Genomic DNA, 12,188 nt, shown 5'->3' with positions numbered 1-12,188 from the left:
TAAGTATGTTCGTATCATATCGTTGGTTACAAGAGTATGTAGATATTAAAGATGTAACAGCACAAGAACTAGCAGACAAAATCACGAAAAGTGGTATTGAAGTAGAAGGTGTTGAAGTATTAAATAAAGGTGTAAAAGGTGTTGTAGTTGGTCACGTATTAGAATGTGAAAAACACCCAGAAGCTGATAAATTAAACAAATGCTTAATCGATATCGGTGAAGAAGAGCCAGTTCAAATTATTTGTGGGGCTGCTAACATTGCAAAAGGTTTAAAAGTACCAGTTGCAAAAGTTGGTGCTGTACTTCCTGGCAACTTCAAAATTAAAAAGGCAAAACTACGTGGTGAAGCTTCTCACGGTATGGTTTGTGCGCTTCAAGAGCTTGGCATTGATGGGAAGTTAGTTTCAAAAGAATATGCAGACGGTATCTTCATCTTCCCGAGTGACGCTGAAGTTGGTGCAGACGCACTTGAAATTTTAAACTTACATGATGAAGTACTTGAGCTTGGTTTAACACCAAACCGTGCAGATTGCTTAAACATGCTAGGTGTTGCATATGAAGTCGCTGCTATTTACGGCCGTGAAGTAAAACTTCCAGCTATCAACTTACAAGAAATAGCAGAAAAAACTGCTGATTACATTTCTGTAAGTGTAGAAGCGAAAGAAGAAAATCCGTTATATATTGCGAAAATGGTAAAGAACGTAAAGATTGGTCCATCACCAATGTGGATGCAAACGCGCCTTATGGCAGCTGGCATTCGTCCAATTAGCAACGTAGTTGATATTACAAACTACATTTTAATGGAATACGGTCAACCGTTACATGCATTCGATTACGATAAATTAGGTTCAAAAGAAATCGTTGTTCGTCTTGCAAAAGAAGGCGAAAAAATTGAAACGTTAGATGATCAAGAGCGTACGTTACAAGATCACCATCTTGTAATTACAAACGGCACAAAAGCTTTAGCTGTTGCTGGTGTAATGGGCGGAGCGGATTCTGAAGTTACAAACGAGACAGTAAACGTTTTAATTGAATCTGCATACTTTGCAGGTCAAACAGTACGCCGTACATCAAAAGACTTAGGTCTTCGTAGTGAATCAAGTGCACGTTTTGAAAAAGGAATCGATCCAACACGTACATTTGAAGCAATTCAACACGCAGCTGCTTTAATGGCGAAATACGCTGGCGGAGAAGCACTTGAAGGTGTAGTAGAAGCTGATAACTTACAAGTACAAGAGCGTACAGTATCTGTTACTGCTGAAAAAGTAAACCGTGTATTAGGTACAAATATTTCTGCAAGTGAAATGGGTACAATGTTCACAAACTTGAAGTTCCCATTCACAGAAGTAGAAGGAACATTCCATGTGAATGTACCAGCACGTCGTCCTGATATTACAATTTCAGAAGACTTAGTAGAAGAAGTGGGTCGCCTATACGGTTATGACCACATTCCAGTTACATTACCTTCTGGAACGATGACTCGTGGTAAATTAACATCAGCACAAACGAAACGTCGTAAAGTACGTCGCTTCTTAGAAGGTGCTGGTTTATATGAAGCAATCACATATTCATTAACGAGCGCTGATAAAGCGAAGCAATATATGGTTGAGCCAAACGAAAAGGCGCCTGTAAATCTTGCACTTCCAATGAGTGAAGAGCGTAGCCAACTTCGTTTAAGCTTAGTGCCACAATTGTTAGAAGCAGTTTCATACAATGTTGCACGTAAAAACGATAGTGTTGCTTTATATGAAGTAGGTTCTATCTTCTTACCGACAGAAGCAGGCGAACTTCCGAAAGAAGAACAACATCTTGCAGGTGTTATGACAGGTCTTGCTCTTCACCATGCATGGCAAGGTGAAAAGAAAGTAGTAGACTTCTTTGTTGTGAAAGGTGTACTAGAAGGTTTATTTGACGTACTTGGCGTTTCAAACCAAATCACATATGCACAAGCAAAACGTGAAGGTATGCACCCAGGTCGTACAGCTGACATCGTATTAGATGGCGAAGTAATTGGTTTCATCGGTCAATTGCACCCTGAAGCAGAAAAACAATTAGATGTGAAAAATACATTCGTATTCGAACTATCTCTTGTAAAAGTATTTGGTGCAGACGCTGAAGAAACTTACTACGCAGCAATTCCACGTTTCCCATCTATGACACGTGATATGGCTGTTGTTGTAACGAAAGAAACAAAAGCTGGCGAAATGAAGCAAGTCATTGCTGAAGCTGGCGGAGAACTACTGAAAGACGTAACGTTATTCGACTTATACGAAGGTGAAAAAATGGAAGAAGGCAAGAAATCACTTGCATTCTCTATGACTTACTTCGATGCAGAACGTACGTTAACAGATGAAGAAGTAACAGAAGCACATAACCGTGTATTAACAACGGTAGAAGAGAAATTTGGTGCGGAGTTACGTAAGTAATGAGAAATTGCCGGATTAAGTCCGGCAATTTTTTTTATGGCACGATTGTCGGAAAATCGATATATAACAAAAATCGCTGATATATTTTTTGGTATCTTGCATCTTTCTCTCGAATGTAGTACATTAATTTTAGTTTAACAAAATGAAAGACGATGATAAGGAAAAGTAGTATATACTATAATCCAAAGCGAGTCAGGGACGGTGAGAGCCTGATGAGGCGGTATATGTGAAGAACACCTTGGAGTTGCTAACCGAAATTGAATCTTGTATTCAAGAGTAGGCTTAGACGGGAATTCGGCCTGTTACAAACCGGGAAGTATGTATTACATACGAGTTAAAGTTGGTCTTTATGACAAATTGGGTGGTACCGCGAAGTTTAACCTTTCGTCCCTTTATGGATGAAAGGTTTTTTTGTATTTAAATATATGTGCAAAGGAGAATTTCACTATGGAAAACACATTAGTAAAAAGTCTGTATAGAGATACAGATAAATACGCAGGTCAAACAGTACAAGTATCAGGGTGGATTCGTAACTTACGTGATTCAAAAGCATTTGGTTTCATCGAATTAAACGACGGTAGCTTCTTCAAAGGCGTTCAAATCGTTTTCGATACAGAGTTAGAAAACTTCAAAGAAATTGCAAAACTTCCACTTAGTTCTTCAGTTAAAGTAGAAGGTAAAGTAATCGCGACGCCTGGAGCGAAGCAACCATTTGAAATTAAAGCAGAAAAAATTGATATCGAGGGCCTATCAGATTCTGATTACCCACTTCAAAAGAAACGTCACACGTTTGAATACTTACGTACAATCGCTCACTTACGTCCAAGAACAAATGCATTCTCTGCAACGTTCCGTGTACGTTCTGTCGCAGCATTTGCGATTCACCAGTTCTTCCAAGAGCGTGGATTCGTACATGTTCACACACCAATCATCACTGGTAGTGATACAGAAGGTGCTGGCGAAATGTTCCGCGTAACAACGCAAGATTTAAACAACGTACCAAAAGGTGAAGACGGGCAAGTTGATGAGTCAAAAGACTTCTTCGGCAAAGAAACAAACTTAACAGTAAGTGGACAGCTGAACGCTGAAGCTTATGCATTAGCATTCCGTGACGTTTACACATTCGGACCTACATTCCGTGCAGAAAACTCTAACACAACTCGTCATGCAGCTGAATTCTGGATGGTTGAGCCTGAGATTGCATTCGCTGAATTAGGCGATGTAATGGATCTTACAGAAGATATGCTGAAATATGCAATGAAATACGTACTAGAGCATGCGCCAGAAGAAATGGAATTCTTCAACAGCTTCGTTGATAAAACAGTTCTAGAGCGCATGAACAATGTGATTAACTCTGACTTCGGTCGTATCACATATACAGAAGCAATTAAAGTACTTCAAGAATCAGGTGCTGACTTCAAATACCCAGTAGAATGGGGTATTGATTTACAAACAGAGCACGAAAGATACTTATCAGAAGAAATTTTCAAACGCCCTGTATTCGTAACAGACTATCCGAAAGACATTAAAGCATTCTACATGCGTATGAATGAAGATGGAAAAACAGTAGCTGCTACTGACCTTCTAGTTCCTGGCATCGGCGAGTTAATCGGCGGAAGTCAACGTGAAGAAAGAATGGACGTTTTAGTAGATAGAATTAAAGAACTAGGCATGAACGAAGAGGACTACTGGTGGTACTTAGAACTTAGAAAATACGGCGGCACAAAACACGCTGGATTCGGTCTAGGTTTCGAGCGCTTCCTAATGTACATTACTGGCATGGCTAACATCCGTGACGTAATTCCATTCCCAAGAACTCCAGGTTCTTCTGAGTTCTAAAATATGAAAAAGCGAGAGGGTTTCCTCTCGCTTTTTATTTTGCATAGTTTATTACCTCGTAGCAAAAAGTAACGCGAAGGGGTGAATATAAATGAGTAAAAAAGTAAAAAAAGATCATTCAAGATCAAGCCTTGGTTCTCCAGAAGTAGAAGGACAAGGAACGACGACACATGAAACAGGTTCTTATAAAGTATCTTCATCAAATAAGAAGCAGAAACGAAGCTAACATAAAAAAGGAGAGTCTTGGCGGCTCTCCTTTTTTATGTATTATATCTTATTATTATTGATCTCTTTTGTAATGTTATCTACATCTTTGTCTAATCGGTCTAAATAGAAAAACCATAGTAAGCTCATGAGCACGTAGTAGATGGCCATCACACCAAGATTATCAGATATATTTTCAAATGTGGATTTAGTAGTGAAAAAAGCTCCCTAAATGGTAGAAATAGTGAGGTAAGAAAGCGGGCCCACGAGGTGTACGAAAACATATAATAACTTTTTAACTTTTAAAGCGTTCATATGAATTCCCTCCTTATGTAAACAATCTTTTTCCTCTAATCATAAACTCAAGTTCCTCACAGAAGTGTTGTAGTTTTACTGGATTATGTATTAACAAGCGGGCATCGTGTTTCCCGATAAATCTTCGAATCCGAAAATTTAATAAGAAAGACCGGTCATAACGCTCTATTAAATCGTTGAACTCTCGTTGTTCACTTAGTAGCTGAATGTTTTCTCTAATTTCGAACTGTCTTTCGTGTGGATCGCCTAGTAAAATATTTAGAATCATTTGTAGAAGTAGCAATGGGAATTATCTCCTATGTTAGAATAATCTGTATATTTTAATTGTAACAAAATTATAAGGATAATAGTAGGGGAAACAAAAAAACAGGAGTTTGTAGGCTCCTGTTTTTGTCGATACTATTTTAATAAGCGAAGCGCCTTTTCCCTATTAGCGAAATGCATTTTTACAAACTCAGGTAAGCGTTCTTTACCAAGCTTTTGAATTAATTTAGCAGCTGCAATATCAACTTGTTTACCAGCACCTTTTGGAAGTGGCATACCGGCTTTTTTGCTTAGTTCATCAAACTGTTTTACGAATGAGTAACGAGCTAAAATAGAAGCAGCGGCTACTGCTAAATGGACACTTTCACCTTTCGTTGCGAAGTAAACATTTTCACGCTGTACCTGCTTTTGCTTTGCTAAATATTTGTAGTATGTATCAGGTTGTGTGAATTGATCGATTAAGACGCCTTCAGGTTTTGTAGGTGCAATTTTAGCTAATAAGTTTGTAATAGCTTTATTATGTAGTAAAGCTTTTAACTTACCTTGGTTGTTTCCTTTATCAAATAGCTCGTTATATTTTTCGTTATGAAGGACAAGAGAGCTGTAAGGAACAACGTGTAGAAGTTGTTTCGCAATAGCAGAAATTTGATCGTCATTTAAGTTTTTAGAGTCTTTTACACCAAGTTCTTTTAACAGTGGGATTTGCTTCGCATCCACATATACAGCAACTACTGTCATCGGTCCGAAGAAATCACCAGTACCAACTTCATCTGACCCTACGATAGACATTGTACCGACGGAAGCAGGGGGGGCATAACGGTGTGAATCGACAGATTTTTTTACAGCTGTTTTCGGTGTTTGAGAGACAGTTTGCCAACGAGAAGCTTCTGCTTCAGCACGGCCTCCTTGGAACATTACTTTTCCAGATTTATAAGCTGTAATCGTGCAAGATGGCACCTTTGCCATGAAGATCCCGCCTTGTGGGGTTTTTGGGCTAAGCGCCTGTTTATATTGTTGTTTCATGTCTTCAATTACTGTAGAACTTGTTTGTATTACGATAGAATTTGACAAGATGGTCGCTCCTTTTTTTATATTGTTATTTTTATCATATCGGATTGTTCTTTCTGTTTCCATAATATGATGGTTCATGGTATGATAAACTTTAGGATTCTGTACGTGATTGGAGGCCGGTGAGTTGTCACAACAAAAGGGAAAGAAAAGTCGAATTAATGTAGAAATCTATGGTCAACAATATTCAGTTGTTGGCGATGAAAGTACAAGTCATATCCGCATGGTAGCTGCGATTGTGGATGATAAAATGCGCGAACTCAATGCCAAGAATCCTTCGCTTGACACGAGTAGACTAGCGGTATTGACGGCAGTAAACGTCATACACGATTACATAAAATTAAAAGAAGAACATGAGAAATTGAAAGAAAGTATGACAAAAAAAGGAATGGAATAACATGATTGATATTATTATCATTTTACTGCTTGTTATGGGATTTTTCCTCGGCTTACGCAGAGGGTTTATTCTGCAACTTGTAAAGTTAACAAGCTTTATTATCGCATACCTTGTTGCATACTGGTACTGTAAAGATTTAGCGCCAGCACTTGCGAAATTTATTCCGTATCCATTTGATAAAAACGTATCTGTTCCAGAATGGATTGATGCAAATAATATTGAAACAGTATTTTATCAAGCGCTTGCGTTTATCATATTGTTTATTATTACAAAAATTGCACTTTCATTACTTGGTAATTTGTTAAATATGTTTGCAGAAATACCGGTTTTAAAGCAAGTCAATGCGTTTGCGGGGGCAATCCTCGGATTTTTAGAAGTATATATTATTTTGTTTGTTTTAATTATCGTTGGAAACATTCTTCCAATTGAACAAATACAAACACCATTACAAAAATCATCAATTAGCAAAATAATTGTAGACGATACACCGATTCTTTCTGAAAAGGTGAAGGAACTATGGCAGACAGGTAGCAGAGTATAACTTCTCTTTTTTCGGAAAGAGGAGTTTTTTTCTATGAAAGAAAGGCGGGATAATGATGAAAGTAAATAAAAAACAAGTTATTAAATTACTAGAGACAATTGGGCTTTTTATGGAACTAAAGGGCGCGAATCCATTTAAAATATCTGCATTTCGTAAGGCGGCGGCAGCATTAGAAAGTGACGATCGTAGTCTTTCTGAGATTGAAGATTTTACGAAGATTCCGGGCATTGGAAAAGGAACAGCGGCAGTTATTCAAGAATATATAGAATCGGGAACATCTGAAGTATTACAAGAGCTTGAAAAAGAAGTGCCAAGTAGCTTATTACCGTTATTAAAATTACCAGGCCTTGGTGGTAAAAAGGTAGCTAAGTTATATAAAGAACTTGGTGTTGTTGATATGGAATCGCTAAAAGCGGTTTGCGAGGAAAATAAAGTACAAGCTTTAGCAGGTTTCGGTAAGAAGACAGAAGAGAAAATATTAGAAGCAATCGATCAAGTAGGATCTCGTCCAGAGCGTTTACCAATCGCAATGGTATTGCCTATTGCCGGGGAAATAGAGGAGAAATTGTCGAATATTGCTGAAGTAATTCGTTTCTCTCGTGCTGGTAGTTTGCGTCGTGTTCGTGAAACAGTGAAAGATTTAGATTTTATCATTGCAACAACAGAACCAGCTGCAGTACGTGAGCATTTACTGCAATTTGATAATATGATTGAAGTAATCGCAAGTGGAGATACAAAAGTTTCTGTTCGTCTTCAATATGAATATGATATTTCAATCGATTTCCGTTTAGTAAAACCAGAAGAATTTATTACAACCCTTCACCATTTCACAGGATCAAAAGACCATAACGTAAAAATGCGCCAAATTGCGAAAGATAGAGGCGAGAAAATTAGTGAATACGGTGTAGAAAACTTAGAAACAGGTGAAGTGAGAACATTTGAAACAGAAGAGGAGTTCTTCGCTCATTTCGGTCTTCCATTCATCCCACCAGAAGTGCGTGAAGATGGAAAAGAAATTGAATTAATTAAAGAGTATCCGAACTTAATTCAGTTCTCTGATATACAAGGTGATTTACATATGCATACAACGTGGAGTGACGGTGCCTTTTCGATTGAGGAAATGGTACAGGCATGTCGTGCTCGTGGTTATAAATTTATGGCAATTACCGACCATTCACAATACTTAAAAGTAGCGAATGGTTTAACGAAAGAACGCCTTCGTGAACAGGCAAAAGAAATTGAACGTATGAACGAAAAATATCCAGACATTACAATTTTACGCGGAATTGAAATGGACATTTTACCGGATGCAACACTTGATTTTGATGATGAAGTATTAGCAGAATTAGATTATGTAATTGGAGCGATTCACTCTAGCTTCTCACAAGACCGTGAAACGATTATGAAACGTCTTCGTGCTGCGCTGGAGAATAAGCATGTCACAATGATTGCTCATCCGACAGGACGTCTTCTTGGACGCCGCGAGGGCTATGATGTGGATACAGATTTATTAATCGAGCTCGCAAAAGAAACAAATACAGTTTTAGAATTAAATGCGAATCCAAACCGTCTAGATTTAAGCGCGAAATTATTAAAACAAGCACAAGATGCTGGTGTAAAAGTAGCGATTAATACGGATGCTCATACGCTTGAAATGTTAGAAGATATGGAAACAGGTGTAGCAGCAGCACGTAAAGGTTGGATTCAAAAAGATAACGTGATTAACACGTGGGATATTGAACGTTTATTAGACTATATTAAACGTAATAAGTAACACAAGGGGGACCTGCAACATGTTAGAAAGAACGTTGCGTGTATTAGAATACAATAAAATAAAAGAACAATTACTTGAACATACAGCCTCTTCACTTGGCCGTGACAAAGTGAAGCATTTAGTGCCAAGCACTGATTTTGAAGAAATTGTAGAAATGCAAGATACAACGGATGAAGCGGCGAAAGTCATTCGTTTAAAAGGTAGTGCACCATTAGGTGGTATTACAGATATTCGCTCAAATGTGAAGCGTGCAAAGATTGGGAGTATGTTAAGCCCAAATGAACTACTTGATATCGCTAATACGATGTATGGTAGTCGAAATATGAAACGTTTCATTGAAGATATGGTTGATAATGGTGTTGAGCTTCCGATTTTAGCAACTCATGTCGCTCAAATTGTATCTTTATATGATTTAGAAAAGAAAATTACAAATTGTATCGGTGATGGCGGTGAAGTAGTCGATAGCGCAAGTGATAAACTGCGTGGTATTCGTACTCAAATTCGTACTGCGGAAAGCCGTATTCGTGAGAAGTTAGAAAACATGACGCGTTCTTCAAACGCGCAAAAGATGTTATCTGACTCGATTGTAACGATTCGTAACGAACGTTACGTAATTCCGGTAAAACAAGAATACCGCGGCGTATATGGCGGTATTGTTCACGATCAATCTGCTTCTGGACAAACGTTATTTATTGAACCGCAAGTCATTGTAGAATTAAATAACGCACTTCAAGAAGCACGCGTGAAGGAAAAACAAGAAGTAGAACGCATCTTATTGATGTTAACAGAAGAAGTGGCAGTAGAAGCGGATATCGTTTTATCTAATGTAGAAGTAGTTGCGAATCTTGACTTTATTTTTGCGAAAGCTTTTTATGCGAAGCGTATAAAAGCAACGAAACCAATCGTAAATAACGAGCGTTATATGGATTTAAGACAAGCACGTCATCCACTTATTGATTCAGAAATTATCGTGCCAAATAACATTATGTTAGGGAAAGATTTCACGACAATTGTTATTACAGGACCGAATACAGGTGGTAAAACAGTTACGCTGAAAACAGTTGGTATTTGTGTATTAATGGCGCAGTCTGGTCTTCATATTCCAGTAATGGATGAGTCAGAGATTTGTGTATTCAAAAATATTTTTGCTGATATTGGTGATGAGCAATCGATTGAACAAAGTTTAAGTACGTTCTCCTCACATATGGTGAACATTGTTGATATTTTAGAAAAAGCTGATTTTGAAAGCTTAGTTTTATTCGATGAATTAGGTGCTGGAACAGACCCGCAAGAAGGGGCTGCATTAGCAATTTCAATTTTAGATGAAGTATGTAATCGTGGTGCTCGCGTTGTTGCTACGACGCATTACCCAGAATTAAAAGCATACGGATATAACCGTGAGAAAGTTATTAATGCGAGCGTTGAGTTCGACGTGAATACATTAAGCCCAACGTATAAATTATTAATCGGTGTACCAGGACGTAGTAATGCCTTTGAAATTTCGAAGCGCCTTGGATTATCTGATCGCGTGATTGATCAAGCTCGTAACCACATTAGTACAGATACAAACAAAATTGAAAATATGATTGCGAAGTTAGAAGAAAGTCAAAAGAATGCAGAGCGTGACTGGAACGAAGCAGAAGCTCTTCGCAAGCAATCTGAAAAACTGCATCGCGAATTACAACGTCAAATTATTGAATTTAATGATGAGCGCGATGAAAAATTATTAAAAGCGCAAAAAGAAGGGGAAGAAAAAGTCGAAGCTGCAAAGAAAGAAGCAGAAGGCATTATTCGAGAACTTCGTCAATTGCGTAAAGCACAGCTTATAAACGTGAAAGACCATGAGCTTATTGAAGCAAAGAGCCGTCTAGAAGGTGCGGCGCCAGAGCTTGTGAAGAAACAAAAAGTAAACGTGAAAAACACAGCGCCAAAACAACAATTACGCGCAGGTGATGAAGTAAAAGTGTTAACGTTCGGTCAAAAAGGTCAATTGCTTGAAAAAGTAAGTGATACAGAGTGGAGCGTACAAATTGGTATTCTGAAGATGAAAGTGAAAGAATCCAATATGGAATACATTAATACACCGAAGCAAACTGAGAAAAAAGCAGTTGCAAGTGTGAAGGGTAGAGATTATCACGTTTCGTTAGAGCTTGATCTTCGCGGTGAACGTTATGAAGATGCAATGATGCGCGTTGAAAAATATTTAGATGATGCACAGCTTGCAAGCTATCCGCGCGTATCAATTATTCACGGTAAAGGAACAGGAGCGCTTCGCCAAGGTGTACAAGATTACTTGAAGAAACATCGCGGCGTGAAAAACTACCGCTACGGTGACATGGGCGAGGGAGGCCTAGGCGTAACAGTTGTCGAATTAAAATAGCAAACAACGAAACAAAGGGGAACCATTATATGTTTATGGACAAACTTGCAAAAGTATTGTTAGCTTGTTGTGGAATATTTTTGGTGATTGGGGTTATTTATTTAGTTGTTTTTGCGAAGTAAACGAGCGTCAATCGTGGCAGAGAGATATTGCCATAGATTGACGCTTTTAATATATAGGAAAAGGAATAAGCTATGAAAATCAACCAATACATAAGCGAAGCAAAATCTTGCTCAAGACGCGAAACAGACCGTCTCATTAAAGCAGGACGCGCTGCAATTAACGGCGAAATATGTACGCACGGTGCATTCGTGAGCGATGATGATGTGGTAACGATTGATGGACAGGTTATTGCAAAAGAAGAGAAGGAAAAGGTGTATATCGCCTTTCATAAACCAGTCGGTATTACTTGTACAGCAGCCAATCATATTGAAGATAATATTATTGATTATATCAATTACCCAGAGCGTATCTTTCCTGTTGGGCGATTAGATAAAGCGTCGGAAGGACTAATTTTATTAACGAATGATGGCGCCATTGCCCATCAAATTTTACATGGTGATCATGAGCACGAGAAAGAATATGTTGTTACTGTCGATAAGCCGTTTACAGATTGGTTTATTAATGAAATGTCCAGCGGTGTAAAGATTAAAGATGGAATGACGAAACCATGTAAAGTGAAGAGAGTGGATCAATCTACATTTCGCATCGTTTTAACGCAAGGAATGAACAGACAAATTCGTAGAATGAGCCGTGCTTTCGGGTTTACTGTAACAAAGCTAAAGCGAGCTCGTATTATGAATATAGAGCTAGATAATCTAGAAGTGGGAAAATGGCGGAGCGTTACATCTGAGGAATTAGAAATATTAATAGGGCAGTTATAGGGAGGGAAAATTTTCTCCCTATATTTTTTTGTCAGAAAAAATAAAACTATTGATTTTTTAAAAAATAGCCCATATAATAAAAAACAACAAGTTTCG

10 protein-coding genes, 1 pseudogene and 1 other annotated feature are annotated in these 12,188 nt (G+C 38.1%); of the genes and pseudogenes, 8 read left to right on the top strand and 3 right to left on the bottom strand.

Annotated features, from left to right (window positions below; genetic code table 11):
• Positions 1–5 precede the first annotated feature (5 nt).
• The 3 genes from pheT to J0835_RS22345 all read left to right on the top strand — a co-directional run bounded on the left by pheT (position 6) and on the right by J0835_RS22345 (position 4,491).
• Positions 6–2,426 (top strand): phenylalanine--tRNA ligase subunit beta, encoded by a 2,421-nt coding sequence (pheT, locus tag J0835_RS22355; RefSeq protein ID WP_087982287.1) that lies wholly within the window; start codon positions 6–8, stop codon positions 2,424–2,426.
• A gap of 143 nt (positions 2,427–2,569) precedes the next feature.
• Positions 2,570–2,821: a binding site (T-box leader), on the top strand.
• A gap of 52 nt (positions 2,822–2,873) precedes the next feature.
• Positions 2,874–4,265 (top strand): asparagine--tRNA ligase, encoded by a 1,392-nt coding sequence (gene asnS, locus J0835_RS22350; protein WP_087982285.1) that lies wholly within the window; start codon positions 2,874–2,876, stop codon positions 4,263–4,265.
• A 91-nt stretch (positions 4,266–4,356) separates the two neighbouring features.
• A complete protein-coding gene (locus J0835_RS22345; protein ID WP_046958756.1) occupies positions 4,357–4,491 on the top strand; it encodes a YuzL family protein in 135 nt (44 codons plus the stop codon).
• 41 nt (positions 4,492–4,532) lie between these two features.
• Here J0835_RS22345 and J0835_RS22340 read toward each other — a convergent pair.
• The 3 genes and pseudogenes from J0835_RS22340 to rnhC form a co-directional block, all read right to left on the bottom strand.
• Positions 4,533–4,784 (bottom strand): annotated as a pseudogene (locus J0835_RS22340) (hypothetical protein).
• A 13-nt stretch (positions 4,785–4,797) separates the two neighbouring features.
• Positions 4,798–5,067: a hypothetical protein gene (locus J0835_RS22335; protein ID WP_333728165.1), complete on the bottom strand. Its 270-nt coding sequence runs from the start codon at positions 5,065–5,067 to the stop codon at positions 4,798–4,800.
• A gap of 116 nt (positions 5,068–5,183) precedes the next feature.
• Positions 5,184–6,119, bottom strand: coding sequence for a ribonuclease HIII (gene rnhC, locus J0835_RS22330; protein WP_087982282.1), 936 nt, complete (start codon positions 6,117–6,119; stop codon positions 5,184–5,186).
• 124 nt (positions 6,120–6,243) lie between these two features.
• Between rnhC and zapA the strand changes: the two genes are divergently transcribed.
• From zapA to J0835_RS22305, 5 genes are all read left to right on the top strand, one after another.
• Positions 6,244–6,513: a cell division protein ZapA gene (gene zapA / locus J0835_RS22325; RefSeq protein WP_000082701.1), complete on the top strand. Its 270-nt coding sequence runs from the start codon at positions 6,244–6,246 to the stop codon at positions 6,511–6,513.
• 1 nt (position 6,514) lies between these two features.
• A complete protein-coding gene (locus tag J0835_RS22320; RefSeq protein WP_000565411.1) occupies positions 6,515–7,054 on the top strand; it encodes a CvpA family protein in 540 nt (179 codons plus the stop codon).
• A gap of 55 nt (positions 7,055–7,109) precedes the next feature.
• On the top strand, positions 7,110–8,828 hold the full coding sequence (gene polX / locus J0835_RS22315) for a DNA polymerase/3'-5' exonuclease PolX (protein WP_087982280.1): 1,719 nt from the start codon (positions 7,110–7,112) through the stop codon (positions 8,826–8,828).
• 19 nt (positions 8,829–8,847) lie between these two features.
• A complete protein-coding gene (locus tag J0835_RS22310; RefSeq protein ID WP_087982278.1) occupies positions 8,848–11,208 on the top strand; it encodes an endonuclease MutS2 in 2,361 nt (786 codons plus the stop codon).
• A gap of 194 nt (positions 11,209–11,402) precedes the next feature.
• Complete coding sequence (locus J0835_RS22305; protein WP_087982276.1) at positions 11,403–12,092, top strand: 23S rRNA pseudouridine(2604) synthase RluF; 690 nt, start codon at positions 11,403–11,405, stop codon at positions 12,090–12,092.
• The last annotated feature ends 96 nt before the right edge of the window (positions 12,093–12,188 follow it).

It is taken from the genome of Bacillus cereus group sp. Sample62 (assembly GCF_036851315.1).
GTDB lineage: Bacteria > Bacillota > Bacilli > Bacillales > Bacillaceae_G > Bacillus_A > Bacillus_A wiedmannii.
The sequence above is the reverse complement of the archived record's forward strand: the minus strand, read 5'-3'. Positions and strand labels throughout refer to the sequence as shown.

Coding starts and splice junctions, on each gene's coding strand:
- pheT (WP_087982287.1), top strand. CDS start 6: ATGTTCGTATCATATCGTTGGTTACAAGAGTATGTAGATATTAAAGAT.
- asnS (WP_087982285.1), top strand. CDS start 2,874: ATGGAAAACACATTAGTAAAAAGTCTGTATAGAGATACAGATAAATAC.
- J0835_RS22345 (WP_046958756.1), top strand. CDS start 4,357: ATGAGTAAAAAAGTAAAAAAAGATCATTCAAGATCAAGCCTTGGTTCT.
- J0835_RS22320 (WP_000565411.1), top strand. CDS start 6,515: ATGATTGATATTATTATCATTTTACTGCTTGTTATGGGATTTTTCCTC.
- polX (WP_087982280.1), top strand. CDS start 7,110: ATGAAAGTAAATAAAAAACAAGTTATTAAATTACTAGAGACAATTGGG.
- J0835_RS22310 (WP_087982278.1), top strand. CDS start 8,848: ATGTTAGAAAGAACGTTGCGTGTATTAGAATACAATAAAATAAAAGAA.
- J0835_RS22305 (WP_087982276.1), top strand. CDS start 11,403: ATGAAAATCAACCAATACATAAGCGAAGCAAAATCTTGCTCAAGACGC.